Source organism: Occallatibacter sp. FHG110214_02, assembly GCF_059115385.1.
In genome coordinates, this window is sequence record NZ_JBZYWK010000002.1 from 55,589 (window position 1) to 76,433 (window position 20,845).

The following is a 20,845-nucleotide window of genomic DNA, read 5'->3' on the forward strand; positions in this document are numbered from 1 at the left end:
GAAGAAGTCGCTGGTCAGAATCGTTGCACGACAAAATCCGACAAAAAAGCGACGGCGATGGACACTTTCATCGCCGTCGCCATAGAACCTAGTGCCGGTGCCAGGTTCCGCTTCCTCTCGCGCCTGAGCGGGTCACGGTAGCGTCCCCTGTGCCTCGCCCAGTGACAGTTGTCGTCTCGGATTGCCCCTTGGGCCCGGTCGTGGTTGTGGAACTGCCGCCCGGATAACGCTGCGTGGTCCTCGTAGCGGTTCCGCCGTCGGGGCCCGTCGTGGTTGCAGAAACATTACCCGAGCCGCGGCCAGTCACCGTCCGGCTCGACGTCCCACCATTCGGACCTGTGAATGTGCTGGAGCTGCCACCGGGATAGTGCGTGGTCGAACGTTCATACGTACCTCCGTTCGGTCCCCTGCCCCACGCATCTGTTTGACCGTATCCACGAACCGCCGTCCTTGTTGCCACACCGCCATTCGGGCCGACAAAGACCTGGTGGTTGTAGGCACGAGCCGACGCAGAATGATCGTAGTACCCGTAGTAGCCGCGATTCACGACCGTAACACTCCGAGAGACGTACGTTGCGCTGTGGAAGACCACGGTGTGCGCATACCAGTTCGGCGCCCAGTACGAGCAGCCCCAACCGTAGGAAGCAAATGCGCCAACCATGATTCCCGCAGTAAATCCAACCATTGCAGCGGCTGCTACCGTACCGGCAGACGGTGCTGGAGCTGCGTAGTAATAGGCCGGATACACGGGTACCGGTGCTCCGTATACAACCCAGGGATTATAGACAGGCACGTAATAGACAGCGGGATTCACCGGCTCAATCACGATCCCTCCGGGTTGATAGGCGACCGTCTCCTGGGGGGTTGTCTTGAGATTACCGGCGGCATAGGCACGTTGACGCATGGCCTGAATTGCACCCATCACATCCTGCGGCTGGTTGTAGTAGGCGTTCCCGAGTTGCGATGTCCAGGCGAGATTCCTGTCCAGGTTCGAGAGCACGGAGGGAAACGCGGTCAAGGACTTCACGCTCGGGTCCCAGGGCTGAGCGTCCACAACCCGCGCCATCTCCTGCGGCGGCATCCCGGCATTCTTTTGCACGAACCGGTTTGCTTCCACGATCTGCGAAGAATAGGTGGATGCCGTCAGGACCTGCGCCACCAGTGCATCTGGATAAAGCGCAATCGGAGCTACCAACTCGTCAAGCTGGGCATAGTCGAGCTGTGTGTAGGCCGGTCTCGGCGGTGGCGGTGGCGCTTCCTGTGCGTAAAGCTCCGGCACTCCCAGAGGAAGCAAACAGAAAACGAGAGTCGCCGCGATTCCAGATCGCACTCGTTCGAGAACGCGCGTGATCTGGTGGGAATGATGGTTCAGTCTGGAATGTGCATCAGCGAAGGCCGAAGCGCTTCTTGAATCGCATTTTGGTGTCATGGTCAACCTTCCATAGTTCAAATCGGTGGACTCCAGACGTAGCGGCGGAAACTCCCGCTCGGCCTCGCACGCCTAAAAATCTCACCCGCATAGTCTGACCCTTCTGCGGCTTAAGTGATGTCGGGAAATGTCGTAGGCAGCTTTGCCGCCTACGCACCTGCTCGGCATTCATCCGATTCGAGGTCGAGCTCATCACAAACCGGGAAGATCTGCCCGCTGAAGAAACTTGAACCGTCCGCGTTCAATTTTGGATTTCAGGCTCTTATCCCGCTATCTCCGCACTGGCGTCAAAGACCGTGCGAATCCGGCACTTTCTGGAACGATAAGCATGAACACCAACCCAGATAGCGATGGTGGCAACAAGCAATTTTGTTTAAGGAGTGTAGAGATGGAAGTGACCTGTTCCCTTTGGCGCGAGAACCAGCCGCAAGGCAAAGGTTCCGAGAGCCTCAGCAACATTGAAGACATTGTTCGGCATCACCAATCCAGCGTGCTGCGTTATGTTCTCTCTCGCGTCAACGACGTCGATCTTGCAGAGACAGTTACCCAGGACTGCTTCCTAAGAGCGTATAACTCGCGCGATGAATTCCGTGGCGAGTGCAGCGTCAGGACATGGCTCATCGCCATTGCCACAAATCTCATCCGCGACCACACCCGCACGAAGCGTTTCCGCTTCTGGAAAGAAGCTTCTGCCACAGCGGTTCCCCTAAGTGAAATCCATGATCGCGTAGCCACCCAACAGCCAACTCCGGAAACAGAGCTACTGACTACGGAACAGATCGCCCGAATGTGGGGAACTGTCGAGTCACTTCCTCGCAAGCAGCGGCAGGTCTTGGTAATGCGCTTTAAGAGAGAGATGAAGCTCTCCGAGATCGCCGGCACCACAGGCATGACGCTGAATATGATCAAAGCGCATCTGTATCGTGGTCTCCAGGCCGTTCGCGCCCAAACAGACCCGTTCCTTCCCATCGAGCGGCACTATGACAGCGTGCAGGCGTATCTTCCGAAGCAGGATCTCTGTGCATACAATTTCGAGCAAACTGCTCACATATGACGCCCTGGTTGCAGGGCAATACTCCCGCTCTGCCAACGCTACACACTTCACACTCCCATCGTCGGCAGAAGGACTATCTAGTCATGTATAGGCTGCAATTAAAAACGACCTCTGACACTGCCCCCAGATTCCGCTGGTCTGTGGCAGTGCAATATGGAACACGCGACTACGCTCTCCCTCGTGCACCGCATGAGCTATCCCGCTCCTGAGAGCAGGCATCCTAAATTGGACACTCCTCTTTGCACAGGCGCGGAAAGAATGTTGTCTGCTGCCTAGCCAGCGCATACGAAACTAATGTAGTCCTCTCGTTGTGTATGGAACTTCCCGTAGAGCTTTCCAGCAAGGTGACAGCTACACCCTCATTTGCCATCTATGAAGGCAGTAATCTCACTTTACATCGTGTTTACTGGGAAACACTTCCGCCGAGAAAGGACTGTTAATCAAGTGCGTATTGATATCGCGGTCGAATAAACTAGAGATGCACGATCCCCCTCACCCTCCCGGAGAGGCCGCTTCGAAAGCATGAGGGGATGATCGTGATTCGGACAGCGCAGAGATCTCTTCCCGTTACAGTGCTACTGCCACGAAGTCAATGAGTGCCGACAGAGATGCTAGTTCCGCCTGGTACGTCTCGTTGCTGTGCGGGTTTGTGTCTCTCCGCTCCGGTTAGTCGTTGTGACGCTCGTGGTCCTTCCGTTAGGCCCAGCAGTAGCCTGACGGTCAACCGCACCGCCATTAGGCCCAGTAGTTGTCGCAGTCACAGCGCCGGTTCCCCGCCCAGTCACGGTGCGGGAAGCACTTTGTCCATTTGTCCCTGTAGCGGTTGTGGTGTTGCCGCCGGCAAAGTGTTGCGTATTGCGCGTAGCTGCTCCGCCATTGGGCCCGGTTGTTGTCGTAGTGACATCTCCAGTCCCGCGGCCCGTGACCGTGCGTGAAGCAGACCTTCCATCCGGCCCTGTAACAGTGGTTGAATTTCCGCCGGCGTAGTGCGTTGTAGAACGTTCGTAGGTCCCGCCGTTTGGCCCTCTTCCCCAGACGTCCGTCTGGCCGTATCCGCGAACGGCTGTACGTGTCGTCACACCGCCATTCGGTCCTACATACACTTGCCGGTTATAGGCTCGCGCGACCGGGGAATGATCGTAATAGCCGTAGTAACCGTGATTGACCACCGTGACGCTACGCGAAACATAGGTTGCGTGGTTATACACAACGGTGTGCGCATACCAGTTCGGAGTCCAGTGCGCATATCCCCAGGTGTATGTACCAAACGACGCCACGGAAACACCCGCAGCAAAGCCAATTGCGGCTGCCATCGCCACTCCGCCCGCTGGCGGTGGAGGTGTCATATAGGCGTACGCCGGGTATACCGGGACCGGAGCGCCGTAGACCATCCAGGGGTTGTACACCGGAACATATACGACCACGGGATTCACCGGGGCAATCACAACCGCGCTTGACTGATAAACAACGTTTAGCTGCGGCGTCGAACGAAGAGTGCCTGCAGCATAAGCCCTCTGACGCATGGCCTGGACAGCACCCATCACATCCTGCGGCTGGTTGTAGTAAGCATTGCCGATCTTGCTCGTCCATTCCAGATTTCGATCCATGTCTGCCAACACCGACGGGAATGCAGTCAGCGCCTTTACACTTGGGTCCCATGTCTGGGTATCGGCGATACGGGCGCGCTCCTGCGGAGCAAGAGCCATATTTGCTTTCACAAAGCGATCCGCCTCAACAACCTGGTTTGGATAGGTGGAGGCCGCAAGAATCTGAGCAACCAACGAATCCGGATAGAGTGCAATCGGAGCGACAAGTTGGCCAAGCTGGTCATAGTTCATCTGGGCATATTGCGCGGGCGGAGAAGGGGGCGGAACAGCCTGCGCATAAGCGCTCGACACTCCGCTAGGAACTAGCGCAATCATCGCGCTCGCGGCGATGCCGCTTCGTACTACGCGGGCAACAGAGCGATGCCTCGAACAGGATGCCCTGACCAGCACGGAGAGGAAATTCCGGCTTCTGGCAGACAGTTTCGGATTGTGCAATGCAGTCGTATTTTTCACGGTGAACCTTCGGATATTGAATTTTCAGTGCAACGCAGACTCGCCGCTTTCTCCAGCCCTCGACCAATCTGCATGTCGAATCAAACCGAGGGTCCTCATTGCACTCACATCATCAGACCCTGAAACGACTCGATGGACTGTCGGGAAATGTCGTCGATAACGCCCTGAATAAAACAAGCGAACCGATCTCTAAGACTATTGTTTGGTAATTTCAACGAGGCAGAATAGCAGGTCAGGTAAGCGCAGATTTACTGGGTTAAGCGCGGCTCCGGCAATGTGCAACGAGCGTCACCTGCTTTGCGCCCAGAGCAGCATCTTTGGCAGTAGAGTTGTCAGAAAGAGGCAACCGCACTGCAATGAATTACGCCGCATTCAAGCACAAGGGTTCCCAGCGGCTCATGGCTGTTCCGTCCCGGGTGTGATTCCGTCAACGACCGAAAAGCTTGACCTACTTGCGAAAAATGGCAGCCCATCGCGCATCGATAAATTCATCGCTCAGATCATTTTCGCCAGTGAGGAGAGTGTAGTAGATACTTGCGTAAACCAGATCCATTAACACGTTGGAATCCATGTACGGATGCAGTTCACCTGATTCAATGCCCTTTTGCAGCCATGCTCGGGCAGCCGTCCTTCTGGGAACAAGCCAACGTTCACGAAACGCAGAATGCAGTTCCAGGTCAAACTGAATCTCGCCCAGCAGGATACGAAGAAGTCGGCCAGAGCGACCTCGAAATAAATGCGCCAATAAGTGCATGTGGAGCCGGACGCTTTCTCGCGCATTCTTCGCTTCTGGATAGCTAAGCTGGGGCCCAATACTCTCGATAAAAGCATCCATAATCACAGCCGCCTTATTGGGCCAACGCCTATAAACGGTGGCTTTTCCAACGCCAGCTTCAGAGGCGATAGAGTCAATCGTGACCCGGCGGAACCCTTCCCGCAGGACGAGCTTGAGCGCAGCCTTCAATATCTGAGGCGTTGCGTTTTCTTCTCTCGGACGGCCTCTTTTACCGCCAACAATTTCAGCCGCAGTTCCGGTAACTGGCGTATCTTTGCGCGCTATTGCCATGGCTCTATTTTACGATACGTTGCGACTCGTATATAAATAAATCGTCAGCTTCGTTCGCAACCGCCATCATCGCCATCGCGGAGGCACCCAAAATACAGCATCCCCCAAAAAGGAGTCCCAAGAATGTCTTTATTTGATCCTCGCACCACAGCACTCGTTTTGATTGACTTGCAAGGCAGCAACATGGCCCGGCAACTCGCCCCCTACCCAGCAGAGGACGTACTTGAGCGAAGTGTCCAGCTTGCGGATAAACTGCGAACACATGGGGCTACGGTCATCTTCGTCCGAGTATTAGTTACAGAATTGCCTGCGCCGCAGGTAGATGCTCCATTCCCAAAGCCAGCCTCAACACCTCCACCCAGTGCCTCTGAACTGGTCGAGGGGGTTGAGCGACAGCCATCTGACCTCATGGTTACGAAACGGCAGTGGGGCGCCTTCTATGGCACAGATCTCGAACAGCAGCTCATTCGCAAGGGCATCAAGACCATCGTTCTCGGTGGCATCGCCACCAACTTCGGTGTGGAATCAACCGCGCGCGCAGCCTTCGATAGGGGTTATGAGATCGTCTTTGCCGAAGACGCAATGTCCAGCATCAGCGCGGAAGCCCACGCCTTCGCAACCCAATTCGTCTTCCCCCGTATCGGACGGGTCCGGACTGCCCAACAGATTCTTGCCGAACTCGCGTAACGAGAGCCTTTCAAACATCCCCAACACTGTCATCGCAAGTCCAAAGTACTCGGTCGAGGAAGTGGAACTTCCTTGACCGAGTCAAACTGATTATTTCTACGTCTCATGCCGTAGCGGTTGTAGTTTCCAATATGTGAGGGACCGCCAGAGCCACTCCACAGGCCCAAAGCGGAAATAACGCAGCCAAATTAAGCTCCAAACCAGGTTGACTGTCCACATTGCAGCGACCACATAGTAGAGCTTGTAATAATCCAGATAGCCATACCAGTGAAGAGGACCCCAAACAAAGAGGAGCTGCATGCAAATACTAGTGAGCAAATAATTCGACAAAGCCATCTGTCCAACCGCGGCTAGGCTTTTCATGAACCAGCCAAGAACTCTTACTCTACTCAACAACAGGACAAGGGCTGCCGTTCCAATAGCTCCCGCAGCTCTCGTAATATCGAATGTCAGCATCATGATTCGCTGCACCTCAACCTGGTCGAAGTCGCTCTTCCACATGTCCCATGCCCCGGCAAACCCTACCGACCAGGCGATGCCCAGCCCAATCAGCGCAGAGAACAAATAGGTCTTTGTGCTAAGTTGGCCGCTGAGAAAACCCATGCGATAGAGTGCCATACCCAATAGCATCATCCCCACAATGTCCCCAATCGCGGCATAGAAGAATGTACTCTCCATCTCCTGAGCATCCTTGCTGCGGTGCTTCACGTATTCCCAATACCCTTTCTGCATCGCAGCAATATCGCCGTAAAGCTGATCCGTAGTTGGACGATAGCTTGCCTCGGCCTCCTTCCAGGCAGAGATCGCAGCGTGCCCCTGCTCACTGAGTTCTCCGTCGGTGGCCTGTGCCGACTGTGCTATCTCGGCAGCTTTTCTCGTTTCGGCCACTTCGAAATATCGCCCTCCCTCGTAACGATAGCTGTTCAGAAGCAGCACGAGAATACTTGCATACATCAACTGCTTTGCCTTGAGATGTCGCAGAGGGAACAGGAAGAGCAGTGCGCATACTGCATAGCAGAAGAGAACATCTCCCCACCAGATCAAATAGCAGTGCAAAACGCCGAGCAGCATAAGCCACATATTCCGGCGCACAAAAATGTCCGCTGTCCGTACACCGGCGCCACGTCGCTCAGCCCGTGATGTCATCAGGATCACGCCCGCTCCAAACAGCATGCTGAAAATGGCGCGCATCTTCCCCTCGGCGGTAACCCACCGGATAAACCATAAGGCGGTGTTGACAGTTGCATGAGGTCCGCTGAAGACTGGCTTCACCGTTACCAGAGGAAACATGTAATCCCAGCTCGGCAGGGCAAATGCAGTGATGTTCATCAATAGGATTCCGAGGAGAGAGAATCCTCTGAGAATGTCGAGGCTCTTGATCCGCTCTGCCTGCGTAACAGGCTGCGTCGATCCCGCTAATTGAGCTGTTCGTTCTTCCGTAATGTCAGACATAACAAGTTCCATCGATATCTCCACAAACCCCCGCGACCGCACACATGCGTCCAAGACCTCATCTGGATGAAACCAAGCACATGCATTTGGAGGGTGGTCAGGACTAATCTTTCTTTTCGTGCGAGGGGCCGCGCACAACTTGGACGAACGCATCTGGCCGTACTTTTCCAACGAAGGCGTTCCTCACCTGTGCAGCGGTGATGTCAAGGTATTTCTGTGCCTCAAGCAAAGGCTCATCGAGAGGAAGGCCTGCCTCCGCGCGAGCGAGAAGGCCTAGCGCTACATCTTCCTCGCTGGCTTCATTCAGAGGAATCTGTCGCAGCAGGTACGCTTTTGCCTGATGAAGCTCCTCCTGCGAAACTTCTGTGGCGCGCATTTCTTCGATGTCACGTCGGATAATTGCGCCCGCGTCTGCGGAGTTTTCCGGTGCGGCTCCAAAGCTGATGGTATATTCGGCCCGCTTCGCAGCAGCATTCAGGTCGAGATTGACCGAGTATACATAACCGGAAACCTGGCGAAGATCATGATAAAGACGGGCTCCCTCGAAATCGCCCCCGAGAATAGCGTTTCCAAGCTTCAGGGGAAGATAATCGGGATCAGAGCGGTCGAGAGGAAGTTGCTCCGCAAACGTAACGGTATCTTCTCCTGCGCCCGGATCAGAAATCTCAATCGAAGAAGCAGTGTTCATTGGGACAGCCGGCAACGTCGTGTCTGGAGTTGGCCCGCTCGCTCTCCATGCGCCAAACCATTTCTCGACAACCTCCCTGGCTGCTTCCGGCGTGACATCGCCCACCACTACAATCGTCGTCAGATCCGGACGGATTGCAGAGACATAGAATTTCTGAAGTAGCGTGAGATTCATCCCTCGAAGCGTGCCCGGCTTAATTTCACGAAGTTCAGGGTCTCCGGGAGGTAGAAGCGCCGTGGCCAAAGCCTGAGAACTCTGTGCTTCGGGGCTTCTCATGTCGCCCGCAAGTTCCTGGATAACCTGTCGCATCGCGGTATGGAAGTCACGGGCTTTCAACCGGGGATGCAACTCATTCTCAGCCAGCAACTGAACACCGCGCGAAAAATTATCTTTGAGAACATCCAAGGCAAAGTGATATCCACCTACTTCTTCGGCACCGATGTCGTCGAGTGCCTTCTGGAATGCAAAGCTCGCCATCTTACGGGTCCCGTGGTCATACATTGCATCCAGCACTTCAGCGTCCAGTACGTCATAAGGAGAGGAGCGCGAAGGAAGGATGCGTTTCACAGACCCTCTTACCAGCACAGTTGGACTGCTGGAGTCCGTTCGGACAATCAGGCGAAGCCCATTCCTCAAAGTCATATCGGCAACAGCGGAGCTTTCTTGTGGAACCTTCAGCTCAGCAAGAGCAGTGGCCGCCCAGGAAGGCAGTTCAATGGACCGCGTAGGGGTAGTCGTGGTCTTCTCGCTGCGCTCAAGATGATTTTCGGCTTTCGATACGCCTCCAGAGGACGGAACGAGAACGCCAACCACTCTGTTTCTCTTGTCAAGAAATTGCCGAGCCACCCGGTTCACGTCCGCTGCTGTAACCCTGCGGATCGCGTCAACGCCCACATCAGGAGAATCATGCTTTTCCGCTCCCAGGGCATTGGACCACGCATCGGCGAGACCAGGAATCGACGTGCGTTCAAATTCCGCACGCGCCAGCTCACTACGCTTGGCAGCTTGCACCATCTCTGGAGGAACTCCTTGGCGAGCGTAATTTTCCAGAATCTTCTCGACCCGCAAAACAGCCTCACCGGGTTTCTCACCGTCGGCGATCTCAACCTCCGCAAATGCGATACCGGCCTTGGAATGAGTCTCCATAATGTCGAAATCCGTGTTCAAAGCACGTCCTGACGTTTCCAGCTTGTAGAGTGCGCCTCTTCGGCTCGCAAGAGCATCAGCCAATACAAGGCTGGCGGCATAATCTGGCGAATCTGTTCCTGGGAATCGGTATGCAATTACGTCTATGTAATTGGGCAGGTTGCTGCCCATCGTGAATATCTCGGTCTTGACAGGGCTGAGCTTTATAAGGGGATGCGACGGAACCTCGCGCCGCACAGCACCACCAAATAGTCTTTGGATCGTGCGCATGGTCGAATCCGGATCAATTTTGCCCGCTACAACCAGGATCATGTTGTTCGGCGCATACCATTGACGATAGAAATTCTTCAACGCATCGCTAGTGAGAGCGTCGAAAGAACTCTTTGTCCCCAATGCATCCTGAGCATAGGGAGTGCCTTCGAACATATCCTCATCGACTCTCTGTTCGAAGCGATACCAGGGATCAGAGAGGTCCATTTCCACCTCCTCTTCAATGGCTCCACGCTCCTTCGCCCATTCCTCTGGCCGATCTTCGACATCGTTCACACATGCGGCCTGTAGTCTCAGTGCGATCTCAAGGTCATCCGATGGAACAGTAACGTAGTAACGCGTCACTGCCTGCTCGGTTTCAGCGTTGTTCTGCCCACCGAGATAGGAGTAGATCGCAGAGGTCTGATCCGCAGTCATTCCTGAGCATCCCCGGAAGGCCATGTGTTCCTGTGCATGGGCCATGCCCGGAAACTGACGCGGCGACTCGTCACCGCCGGCCAATACACTCAACTCCACGGTAGCTACCGGAGCAATTGAATCTGGGACGATCACGACCCGCATGCCATTGGGGAGCGTGGCGCGAATCGAAGCCTGAGAATATCTATTCTCCGATGTCGCATGTGCGATGGAGGCAATCCCAAAAGCCAGTACGCCGACGAGAGTCGCTGCTCTTAAATTCAAACCCTTCCCACTCCTGAATGACATGACTCCGCAAGCGCGGCTGAATACACACTGAACGATGGGAGGGATGGTTTCAGGTTCTTTGTTTCTGATCGCGGATTCACTGCGATGAACGCGGATATACAAGACTAATAGAGTCCTGCAGAAGAACAATGCCCCCTACAATGAAGATGTGCAGAACGAGAGAGGCTCGACTCTTCCTCGACAAATCCTTTTGGACGATAAGCATGGTAGACACGAATATTTTGTTATTGCACACGGTGGGAGAGATCGCCCAGGTAGCGGTGGCGTTCCTCCTTGCGCGTGCGGTCTACCTCTTGTTTCGCAGCGGGAGCACACCCCGCGGATTCGGACCGATAGTGGCACTGATGTCTGGCGCCAGCATGGCACGCGGAATCAGACTTATCTATTCGTGGGTAGCCCCCCCGCCTCCGGTCTGGCTGGACGATGTGACCATTTTGGTGATTTTTGGTGCCACCATGGCTATCCCGTTAATCCTGTCAGCCTACTATCTTCCGATTCCGGAGGCTTCAGGTTCCGGCTCCCGGAAGAGTTCCTGGCTCCAGTGGGCAATGGCTGCCAATGCTGGCCTCGGTATTCCTGTTCTCACGGTTGCGTTAATTGCCAGCGCACGCGACGTGGTTCTGCTCATCGCCGCATTCATATGTACGCTGTCAGCATTCCTGCTCCGGATGCGGGCCTCTCTTTCCAAAAACCTTCAACTCCGTCAGAAGGGATTGCTTCTCTTTTCTGGACTTACTTCAGTAGGACTATTTGGTATCTCGATCAATCTGTTTCATCGATACCTGGGAGGATTCTTTTTTCTAGGCATGCCTGGCGTCAACGCAGCCATCGAAATATTCAACATGCTCGTCACGCTTGGCATGATGTTCGTGTTCGCGAGCTTGCGACTGGCAGATGTCATCGTCAAGCGAGTTATCAGGATTTACACCTGGTGCATCGTCTCCTTGATGACATGGGAAATCGTCCAGACCTTCGCGCGTCTTAGCGCCGCGAAACCAAATCAGGAAGCGGTCTTCGCTTTCCTAGCCGTAGCTGTAATCGCCGTAGCTGTTTGCGTTACCCCGCTCGTTACGCGCATCTCTGACGAATGGATCGACCGCTGGGTCTTTGAGGTTCCAGACTTCAATTCGGCCACTCAAACGTTCTGGGAAACGCTTCTCGATATCGAAAACGAGGAAGAGGTATACGAGGCAGGGACAGAAACCATCCGTAATGTCCTGTCACTTGCGGCCGTGAAAATCGTCGAACTCGCAGATATTCGCTCCATACATGAGTCCATACCGTTCACTGGCCCGAATCCATATTTCATCCACGCCGATAGCCCTCTTCGGTCAATTCTTTCCCCATCAGCCGATGTCCTCGTTCCGTTAATTCAGGAAGGGACGGCAGAGCGCTGGATTGCTCTTGGCAATGGTGTACTCCGCCCACCCCTGACAGCAATGGAGTTGAGCTTTGTAGTGCGAATCGCTGGCGAAATGCACGTACGGATCAGCGCCGTATTGGCAGAGCAGAGGAGGATTGAACGGCTACAGCGAGAAAGCACCTTCCGCGAGGAGATTGCGGAGGCTGAACTAAGAGCTCTGCGCGCACAAGTTAATCCCCATTTTCTGTTCAACTCCCTCAATACGATTGCGGATCTGTCGGTCGTCGCGCCAAAGAAAGCGGAAGAAATGACACTTCGCCTTTCAGCAGTATTTCGCTATGTACTGACCAACACGGACCGTCAATTCACATCTGTCGCCGAAGAACTGGATTTCGCTAAAAGCTATCTGGACATTGAAGAGGCACGATTCGAGCATCGTCTGAAAGTTCGTTTCGACGTAGAGCCCGATGTGTTGAAGGAAAAGATTCCAACCTTGCTTCTGCAGCCCTTGATCGAGAATGCGCTTAAACATGGCCTGTCGCCAAAGCGGAATGGCGGTACTCTCAGCATCCACGCAAAGCGTACCAATTCCGGATTTGAGCTCATCGTGGCGGATGACGGCGTCGGACTTGCGGCGAGCTCAAATCAGGAAGAAACGAATCGCAACCCCCATGTTGGGTTAAGGAATGTGGCCAAGCGCCTTCAGACGGCGTATGCGGGACAAGCCAGCCTCACATTGAGACCACGAGAGGGAGGAGGCACAGAGGTGAGTGTGCTAATTGACAAAGGTAGCGAGGATAACTCATGAGGGTGCTTGTTGTAGACGACGAATCCGCCGCACGGCGGCGTCTGATTCGGCTTTTGGCCGAGTTTCCCGATGTCGAAATTATTGGAGAAGCAGAGAACGGACTCGACGCTTTGTCTATAATTGATTCGCTTCATCCCGATCTTGTTTTCCTGGATATCCGCATGCCGGAACTTGACGGCTTTGGAGTCGTGCGCGAGGCATCCACTGCTGCGAAGATGCCGCTCATCATATTCGCAACCAGCTACGACGACCATGCGCTCGAAGCATTTGAGGCAAATGCCCTTGCCTACCTGCTTAAGCCTGTCGAAGTGCCGCGTCTAACTAACGCACTCGAACGCGCCCGCAAACTTCTCGGCTCTGAGTCCGACCGTGCAGAGAACCAGGAGCGGACAGAGGTACTGGCGAACTCTCAGAAACGGATCAGCCGTATTGTCTGCCGAAAACACAATCGCCTGGTCCTGATCGATCCAGCCGAGATCCTCTGGTTCTATATTGACGCGGGAATTGTGCGCGCCCAAACGGCCTCTGAAAATTATTGGACCAACTATCAGCTTAATCAGCTAGAGGGGGGCCTCGATCCTGAGCTGTTCTTCCGGGCGCGCCGGGAAGTCCTCGTAAATCTCTCACAGATAAAAATAGTGAAGCCCTATGACGGCAGCACGTTTTCCTTAGTAATGTCCGATCCTCAAGAAACAGAACTGATCGTGAGCGAACGGAGAGCTAAGGAATTGCGTGTCCGTCTGCCTGGCCTCTAAGAACTGCATCCCCACACATGTCCATGACTTCTCCGTCGAAGTCCGGAATGGATTGAGAGCAGCGTATCAAGCATTTCAGATCTCTGATTCACTCCATCTTCCGCACTCAAGTGACTAAATCCGCGCTCGCCAGAACACGCGAGAGTTCCCCGGAAGAACCGGGTCATGATCGATAGCGGAAGAGTTCATCGGACAAAGAAAGCTACCCGTGAACGCCATCTCCCGCGATTTGGTAACAGCCCCTTGTGGGGATCAGTTCCATTTCACTTCGATATGAACCAGAAGACCTCTGGCATGAAAGGATTCCGATGCTACGCAAAATCAATCGTCTCTTCCCGAAATTTCTTCTTATAAGTCTGCTGACGCTCACTCTTTGGGCTATCCCGAACAGCGCATCGGCTCAGGCACATGGCGGGTGCTGCAGGCCAGTCCCTCCAGCCGGCGGCAGTGTCTATCATGGCGGTTACTACGGCGGTGGATACTACGGCGGACATTATGCTGGCGGGTACTATGGTGGGCACTACGCAGGAGGCTACTACGGCTGGGGCGTCCACTATGGTGGAGGCCCCTATTACGGAGCAGCCGTTGTGCATTCCACCGCTGTAGTTGGCATAGCGCCAACTGTTGCTGTCGGCGTTGGAATTGGCCCCGCCGTTTATCCTGTGGCGCCCGTCGCGGTCGGCTATGTAGCGCCTGTTCCCGGTTACGTATGGGTCAACGGGGCTTATATCTGGTCAGGCAGCGGATACACATGGGTCGCCGGACATTGGGCGCCAGTCCCCTAACTCTCAACTCTACTCCTCCCACATTACCGGATTCATCATGTCCCTATGCCGTGCGGCTCCTGGAAGCGCCGTACGGCATAGCCCTTATTCAAGCATCCCAATACAGCTTCAAGCATGCGCTTTATGAGTCTCGCTAAAGCCTGACATTCTCACCCAACCTCAGATATCTCGACATCCTCATCAGCACGCCTCCTGCTCTGTACGAAATTGTCGTCCAGCCTCCAAAGACAAGAACAATTATTTTCGTCCAGCCTTCCAATGGGCAGCAGCACGCTTCAATCATGGCTGCTAGGCACATGGAGGTTTCACAGACGTATGTTCTTTCGAAATAAAATAGGTTGGTCGGTTCTCACACTGGCGCTCGCGGCACTCATGGGCTGCGGAGGCTCAAGCAATCAAGCAAGCGCACCTCCTGGAGGTGCATTCAGCAATAGCAATTTGAATGGCACCTATATCCTATCTTTCTCCGGTTATGACAACTCCAACGGCAATGGCAGCGCTTTTGCTATAGCCGGTTCGCTAACCGCGGATGGCAGTGGAAACTTCACCAGTGGCACCGTGGACATCAATGATCCTGCTCTGGGTTCTGCTCACGGAACAAGCTACTCCATGAACCGCCTCGCGGCCTCCGGGCACTACAGCATTACTGCCGACGGCAGAGGCAGCGGCTCGATCAGCGTCCCTATCAATGGACAGTCGGTTTATATCGGCCTTGATTTTGCGCTTTCTTCCAATTCGCATGGCTTAATCACCCGCTTTGACATTGCCGGCAGCGGTAGCGGAACTCTCGATCTGCAAACCGCCAACGTTGTACAAAGCGCTCTCCAGGGAACCTACGCATTTGGGCTTGATGGCATTGACTCAACCATCGTGAACCCTCTTATCACTGCGGGATCTTTTACGCTGGATGCGAACGGAGATATTACTTCAGGCGTGCAGGACTTCAACGATAACGGGAATTCCGAAGGGCTGCGCAATCGTGCGCTCCAGGGAAACGTGACCGTTGGCACGCCCGGCACATCCCAGTTGACGACGAACGTATCCGGATTCGGCTCGCTTCAATTTGATGTTTGGCCGATTGATGCTACACATCTCAAATTGATCGAAACTGATTCCCGAGCATTTCTTGAAGGGGACGCCTATTCTGCGACTGGGAAAACGACGCTCCCAAGCGGCCAGTTGGTATTTACTCTGACCGGCGAAGATATGGGAGGCTACCCCTTTGCTTCTGCCGGTATGCTAACTTCTGACGGAAACAGCCAGATCACGGGTGGCCAGCAAGATATGAACGACGATGGCTACTATGAACAGGCTCAAAGCGTCCGTGGCAGTTTTAGCGCCAGTGGACCGCGGTCTGTGATGACCCTGAACGGCATCTACAACGGCAACTTCTATAACAATGTTCCCGGCACCGGATCGTATACGTTTGCCGCCTATCCATACGGCAGCGGAGCGTTCCTCGTAGAAATTGATAATGGAGCCGCGACCTCAACCGGCATATCGGGGGGAACAATCTACCAGCAAAGCGCAACGTCTCTGGCTTCGTCGCAGGGCTATGCGTTCAATCTCTCGGGAGTCAATGGCAACGGAGAGGTCGATATGATCTCTCAGTTCACAGCAAATGACACCAACCTTACTGGACTCTACGATGTCAATAATCTGGGCTATCTTCAGTCGAACGAAAGCCTCGGAACAGGCACGTATTCGCTCAGTTCAAACGGACGAGGGACAATCTCATTCCCAGGCCTGCAAACCGGCTCAAATTCCTTCACATCCTCACTCAACCTTGCCTTTTACGTTGTCGACAATTCGACGGCGATCGTCGTTGAGACGGATGAAAATCAACTGGGAACTGGAATGTTCCAGATGCAAGGATCGACTGAAGCTACTGGCACTGCACAAATCCGCAGTTCGTTCATGAGGCCCAAAGCATCGTCACAGACGACAATGCAGATCCGACACTAACGAGCAACAGCACAGAGCATCCCCTTCAGTCATCTGTTATCTCTGATATTTGAGATAGGTGGCTGGAGGGGCTTTGTTTAACGTGACAGGCCTGGGTGGTTACGTGAATGAACAGGCACACCGATCAGTGGGTTCAAAAAGCGAACTGGGAATGGTTTCACAGAGCCACGCCATTGGCCTATATGCTCCGATGGGATATCCGAATCTATGCGCACATAGGGTTCTGAGCACGGAACACCAAAACGCGCTAGAAGGCTCTAGGAGCGATTCGTAGAGGAAGTGACAGGGAGAAGGTCCCCGCTTTCGGGATTGAGTAGGGAGAAGTAGGCGTGAACGGTCTCATTTCTCAAGAACAATATGCCAACTTATGCTGTCGCATGGAACAAAACGACAGATTATGGCCTCCATGGCCAAATTGCAAGAACCATTCACAAACACGGGGCGATTGGAAACAAACGGGTTACATGGGGAATATGCCAACTTATGGTCGCAATTTTGCGCCAAGATATGCGCTACGGCTCAGCATGTGATATTGAAGCCAGTAATGCTAAGCGCTGAATGGGGTAATGCCAGTGATTTGCGGAGCGGAAGATGCGACGTCTACAGACGCATACGCAGCCTACCCATGCCTGCTCGATCAACGATTCAGCAATACAAATGGATTCCGCATAGATGCTAACAGTCTCTACTCTGGCTTGACGACAGCCTATGTCTTCGTTTCCGGTGCTTTTCCGTTGCGTAGAAGAACTACTTATTGTGTACTGATATGGAACTTGAACTAGTCGGCTTGAGTGAACACAAAATTATTCTTCATGGTGCTTTATGAGCGAGTGGAAGGCTAAGATTCAAGAGCTTGTGGATGGCATTGCCGCAAGCGTTGCCGTAGTGGCACGGGATGAAATGGGCGCGTTAGTCGTTACGGCCTGCAACGATAATTTTTTCGAGATGACTGGTGGGCAACCTAACGGAGCGCGGTCATTTCCGGTTCCGTTTGACACGATTGTGCCCAGTTATGCCCGACGCGAGTTTCGTGCCAGCCTGATGGAGTGCTATCACAGCGGCCAGCCACAGGAGTTGGAACAGGCATACGACCTGAAGGATGGTACGCATTGGTGGCGAATGACGCTCAAGCGGTTGCAGTTGCCGGAGCGAGATACGGAAATCATCGATATTCTTATTACTGCCGTGGATATTACGCCAAAGATGCTGCTCACGCATCGGTTGGAAGTCACCACGTCGCGCTTCCGCTCTGTAGTCGATGCAGCCTATGACGCAATTATCACTATGGATCAGCAGCACAATGTGACGCTATTTAATCACGCCGCAGAGATGCTGTTCGGCTATACGCAAGACGAGATGATTGGACAACCATTGGTAAAGCTGTTGCCTGAGCGCTTTCGTGAGCATCACGATAGTTACGTAAGCCAGTTTGCGCAGTCGCCGGTCAACTCGCGCCAGATGGATGAGCGCAACCGCATTTACGGCTTGCATAAGGATGGGGCACTCGTACCAGTGGAGATCGCGATTTCGAAGATCAATGTGAATGGAATAATCGAGTTCACAGCAGTCATTCGTGATATCGCAGACCGGATTCACCTGATGGACCTGTTGCAGAAGCAGGCGACCACAGATGAGTTAACCCGGCTGCCTAACAGACGCGCATTTCTGGATGCAGCGGAGAGCCTTTTCCGCTCAAAGAATGATATTTCGATTTTCATACTGGACATCGACCACTTCAAAAAAGTAAACGACACGTGGGGACATGACAGAGGCGACGAAGTGCTGCAGGCGCTGGCTGAGGTAGGGCGTACGGGTAGCCGCAGGATGGATATCTTTGCGCGTCTGGGCGGAGAGGAGTTTGTGGCTGTGCTTCCGGGCACTAATCTGGAGCAGGCTATCGAAAACGCCGAGAAGCTTCGTTCCGCAGTTGAGTCGCAGTTGTTTGAGTTCCGATGGAAGAGTGGCGAGGCAATTCCGTTTACGGTGAGCATTGGAGTAGCTACACGTCACTCCGGAGAGAATGACGTAAGCACGGTGCTCAAACGCGCGGATGAGGCGCTCTATGTGGCAAAGGAAGGCGGGAGAAACCGGGTGGTTGGAGAAGGCAGTTCCAATCCGTAAATGACGCGAGCGGAGCCAGAAATAAGGCTAAACCGCTAAATTCGCCATGACAGTCTCTGTAAAGCTCGGGGCTTACTACGCTGCAGATTAGATACCGCTGAAGTAAACCAAGTGAGTGGAGTAGTTCAATCACTCGGCCCGGGAGCGATGTCCCGGGCCGAGGATTCTTGTCTCCTTTGATTCACTCATCTCGACGTTATTGCAAAGTGGATTGTGACATCTGTATTCCTGCGCCAGCAAATGGATTCCCAAAATATATTTGCGATGTCCCTGTTAGTCCGGAAGTGTTATCGATTACTATTCCGCTTGCGCCATTGGTCGCCGCGCCAGCTGTTCCTGCAGGGATGGGAGTTGCTGCGGCAAGAGTGGGAATGGCAACACTGGTAGCGGGTGTGCCATAGCCCATTGGAAGCGAAAAGCTCATAAGGCATGTTGAGTTGCTACAACCTGCCGGTGCTCCGCTGTTTTTTACGCCTACGAAGAGATAATCGACTCCCTGAGTGGAGTTGTAGAACTCCGTCAGCGGGGTGCAATCGTAGCTTGTGCCGGCGTTGGTCCCGCTTACCAACTGGAACACGTTACTGACAACTGTCGTACTCATTGTGCCGTTTGAGATTCCAACTCGCCAGAGCGCCGGTGTTGCAGTGCCCGTAGCGTTGCCACAGAAATACATGAATCCCGTTCTGGCCGCGCTTGAGTAGTATGCGTTATCAAGCGCTCCATCATAAGCATCTGTTCCGTTTATGCCCGTTGTGACCGTTATAGGTGAGTTCGGAAACGGCGTACCGCTGGTCGAAGCAGAGGCAGTCGGTGAAACCTTCACCTGACCTAGAATCATGTTGCTGCCATTGCTGGCTGCTATAAATACCTGTTCTGTCGTACCATCCAGGATTGGCGCGTCCAAAATCGAGGTGCCCACGGTCACTGTTTTGCTGGCGAAGTTATAACCGCCAAGTCCGCTAATCCCAGAGTACCCGCCATATCCTGTCGGATCTCCGAACAGGGTACCGTTGCTCGCTCCAATAATCATCAATCCACTACCGGACGCGCCCCCTGGGCAGGTGGGAGCAGGAGTGCCGCCGCCGTTAGTAGAGCATCCGTCCACAACTGGACTGGAAAGAATGGGAGTGAAACTACAACTGCTGCTAAAGGTGCCTACACATGCTGGCCAGTAGCCGCTGCTTACCACTTCCGTTGGAGTGCCACCAAAGAGGCCAAAAACATTAGTGATCTTGTGCAGATTGCCGTTATCGTCCCCCACGTAGGCAATATCGTTGGTGTAATCAATAAAAGGCGAGGAGCGAGTGATTGGCCCGTTTGTACTTCCGTTCAAGTTCAGTGTCACCTTTGTATCCACAGCCGTGTTATTCGTTCCCGGGACCGCGGCCGAATTATAGGCCGTTCCATTACAGGGACTTGTGGAAGTCGCGCAACCCGCGTTGCCACGTTTGTCGAGCGTCAGCACGTGAAAAATTGACGCACCGCTGGTCCTGCTCTCGATAAAGGCAACCTTGGTGCCATCCGGTGAAAGAACGGGCGATGTTTGAATACTACCTGTTCCGACGTTATAGGCAAAGAGCACATTGGGAACTGTACCCGAGCATGTGCCGCTATACAGATTATTGACACCGACGATATTTGCACTGGTTCCCGTGCTGGCAGAGGCGACAGGATAGACAACGAAATCGACAGTGCAGTCGGGTGCGTTGAAAGCTGAAAAGGTGAATTTTGCAGGGTATGTGTCAGCGGCAACACTGGCTCCAGAAGCTCCAACAGGTACAGACCAGTCTCCGCGAATCACGACTTTTTCGTCACTCTCGCTTTGTTTTCCCCTGCCCCGGTCTCTATTCCGATCTCTGTCTCTATCCCTATCTCTGCCTTCGTCCCTGCCATGCCCTCTATCCCGATCATTCTCCCGGGACCTATCTGCCTCGTTATGCCGCTCGTATCCCGGGAGGCTTGAACGATCTGGAACATAAGCCACTTTCGATGCGGCTGAGGCGGAGTATCGCCTGATCCATTGCATCCGATAGCGGGGATCGGTCACAATGTGCCGCCACTCCTGCTCTTTGCCATTACGCTGTGCATCTTCGAGCGTGCCGGGGTTTGAGAAGACAACATGCCTGGTGCTCCAGTCTGTAACGATCGGGCGGTTCAGGTATTCAAAATCGCTCTGGCTAATATTGCCGGCTCCGTTTTGCTGCGCAGGCAACAGTACGGCAGTCGATACAATCAGAAATGCAAAAATTGCCGAACGTGAATGGTCTACCGAAAAATGAGTGGTTAACTCCATAGGAGACTCCTCCAGATTGAGCTGATTGAAATAACTACTCTGGCTAAGCAATCTTGTCGGCGAGCACGAATTCTTTATATCTGGCTCACAGAGCAGCCTAAGTTAAGCCTTGCCTGACGATTTGAGCCTTAGCTATGCCTGATCCAATTGAGCACTCAGGCTTAAGCAAACCGGGTGGAGTCTAGCATTGTTTGCAAA

13 protein-coding genes are annotated in these 20,845 nt (G+C 53.8%); 7 read left to right on the forward strand and 6 right to left on the reverse strand.

Annotated elements, in window-relative coordinates:
* Positions 1-88: 88 nt before the first annotated feature.
* Entirely contained in the window at positions 89-1,330 is a 1,242-nt protein-coding gene (locus tag AC5S3R_RS02350) for a DUF3300 domain-containing protein (protein ID WP_494265006.1), read from the reverse strand.
* Between the two features lie 427 nt (positions 1,331-1,757).
* On the opposite strand from AC5S3R_RS02350, the gene AC5S3R_RS02355 reads away from it, so the two are divergent.
* The gene (locus AC5S3R_RS02355) at positions 1,758-2,483 is read left to right on the forward strand and encodes an RNA polymerase sigma factor (protein WP_494265007.1); all 726 of its coding nucleotides are present in this window, start codon (positions 1,758-1,760) and stop codon (positions 2,481-2,483) included.
* 611 nt (positions 2,484-3,094) lie between these two features.
* Here AC5S3R_RS02355 and AC5S3R_RS02360 read toward each other — a convergent pair.
* Positions 3,095-4,405, reverse strand: a complete 1,311-nt coding sequence (locus tag AC5S3R_RS02360; RefSeq protein ID WP_494265008.1) for a DUF3300 domain-containing protein — start codon at positions 4,403-4,405, stop codon at positions 3,095-3,097.
* Positions 4,406-4,991: 586 nt separating this feature from the next.
* Entirely contained in the window at positions 4,992-5,609 is a 618-nt protein-coding gene (locus AC5S3R_RS02365) for a TetR/AcrR family transcriptional regulator (RefSeq protein WP_494265009.1), read from the reverse strand.
* Between the two features lie 123 nt (positions 5,610-5,732).
* Between AC5S3R_RS02365 and AC5S3R_RS02370 the strand changes: the two genes are divergently transcribed.
* Positions 5,733-6,296, forward strand: coding sequence for an isochorismatase family protein (locus tag AC5S3R_RS02370; RefSeq protein WP_494265010.1), 564 nt, complete (start codon positions 5,733-5,735; stop codon positions 6,294-6,296).
* Positions 6,297-6,392: 96 nt separating this feature from the next.
* On the opposite strand, the gene AC5S3R_RS02375 is transcribed toward AC5S3R_RS02370, so the two are convergent.
* Positions 6,393-7,760, reverse strand: coding sequence for a DUF418 domain-containing protein (locus AC5S3R_RS02375; RefSeq protein ID WP_494265011.1), 1,368 nt, complete (start codon positions 7,758-7,760; stop codon positions 6,393-6,395).
* 91 nt (positions 7,761-7,851) lie between these two features.
* Positions 7,852-10,659, reverse strand: a complete 2,808-nt coding sequence (locus AC5S3R_RS02380; RefSeq protein ID WP_494265012.1) for a M16 family metallopeptidase — start codon at positions 10,657-10,659, stop codon at positions 7,852-7,854.
* Between the two features lie 101 nt (positions 10,660-10,760).
* On the opposite strand from AC5S3R_RS02380, the gene AC5S3R_RS02385 reads away from it, so the two are divergent.
* The 5 genes from AC5S3R_RS02385 (at position 10,761) to AC5S3R_RS02405 (ending at position 18,354) form a co-directional block, all read left to right on the forward strand.
* A complete protein-coding gene (locus AC5S3R_RS02385; RefSeq protein ID WP_494265013.1) occupies positions 10,761-12,728 on the forward strand; it encodes a sensor histidine kinase in 1,968 nt (655 codons plus the stop codon).
* Positions 12,725-13,483 (forward strand): LytR/AlgR family response regulator transcription factor, encoded by a 759-nt coding sequence (locus AC5S3R_RS02390; RefSeq protein ID WP_494265014.1) that lies wholly within the window; start codon positions 12,725-12,727, stop codon positions 13,481-13,483. The genes AC5S3R_RS02385 and AC5S3R_RS02390 overlap by 4 nt, the downstream gene beginning before the upstream one ends.
* A gap of 308 nt (positions 13,484-13,791) precedes the next feature.
* Positions 13,792-14,268: a hypothetical protein gene (locus tag AC5S3R_RS02395; protein WP_494265015.1), complete on the forward strand. Its 477-nt coding sequence runs from the start codon at positions 13,792-13,794 to the stop codon at positions 14,266-14,268.
* Positions 14,269-14,583: 315 nt separating this feature from the next.
* The gene (locus AC5S3R_RS02400) at positions 14,584-16,233 is read left to right on the forward strand and encodes a hypothetical protein (RefSeq protein WP_494265016.1); all 1,650 of its coding nucleotides are present in this window, start codon (positions 14,584-14,586) and stop codon (positions 16,231-16,233) included.
* A gap of 822 nt (positions 16,234-17,055) precedes the next feature.
* Positions 17,056-18,354, forward strand: coding sequence for a sensor domain-containing diguanylate cyclase (locus tag AC5S3R_RS02405; RefSeq protein WP_494265017.1), 1,299 nt, complete (start codon positions 17,056-17,058; stop codon positions 18,352-18,354).
* A gap of 196 nt (positions 18,355-18,550) precedes the next feature.
* On the opposite strand, the gene AC5S3R_RS02410 is transcribed toward AC5S3R_RS02405, so the two are convergent.
* Complete coding sequence (locus AC5S3R_RS02410; RefSeq protein WP_494265018.1) at positions 18,551-20,647, reverse strand: hypothetical protein; 2,097 nt, start codon at positions 20,645-20,647, stop codon at positions 18,551-18,553.
* Between the last annotated feature and the right edge of the window lie 198 nt (positions 20,648-20,845).

What these genes read in the sequence shown, in the direction of transcription:
- AC5S3R_RS02355 (WP_494265007.1), top strand. Translation starts at nt 1,758, where the DNA reads ATGAACACCAACCCAGATAGCGATGGTGGCAACAAGCAATTTTGTTTA.
- AC5S3R_RS02360 (WP_494265008.1), bottom strand. Translation starts at nt 4,405, where the DNA reads ATGATTGCGCTAGTTCCTAGCGGAGTGTCGAGCGCTTATGCGCAGGCT.
- AC5S3R_RS02365 (WP_494265009.1), bottom strand. Translation starts at nt 5,609, where the DNA reads ATGGCAATAGCGCGCAAAGATACGCCAGTTACCGGAACTGCGGCTGAA.
- AC5S3R_RS02370 (WP_494265010.1), top strand. Translation starts at nt 5,733, where the DNA reads ATGTCTTTATTTGATCCTCGCACCACAGCACTCGTTTTGATTGACTTG.
- AC5S3R_RS02375 (WP_494265011.1), bottom strand. Translation starts at nt 7,760, where the DNA reads ATGGAACTTGTTATGTCTGACATTACGGAAGAACGAACAGCTCAATTA.
- AC5S3R_RS02385 (WP_494265013.1), top strand. Translation starts at nt 10,761, where the DNA reads ATGGTAGACACGAATATTTTGTTATTGCACACGGTGGGAGAGATCGCC.
- AC5S3R_RS02390 (WP_494265014.1), top strand. Translation starts at nt 12,725, where the DNA reads ATGAGGGTGCTTGTTGTAGACGACGAATCCGCCGCACGGCGGCGTCTG.
- AC5S3R_RS02395 (WP_494265015.1), top strand. Translation starts at nt 13,792, where the DNA reads ATGCTACGCAAAATCAATCGTCTCTTCCCGAAATTTCTTCTTATAAGT.
- AC5S3R_RS02400 (WP_494265016.1), top strand. Translation starts at nt 14,584, where the DNA reads ATGTTCTTTCGAAATAAAATAGGTTGGTCGGTTCTCACACTGGCGCTC.
- AC5S3R_RS02405 (WP_494265017.1), top strand. Translation starts at nt 17,056, where the DNA reads ATGAGCGAGTGGAAGGCTAAGATTCAAGAGCTTGTGGATGGCATTGCC.
- AC5S3R_RS02410 (WP_494265018.1), bottom strand. Translation starts at nt 20,647, where the DNA reads ATGGAGTTAACCACTCATTTTTCGGTAGACCATTCACGTTCGGCAATT.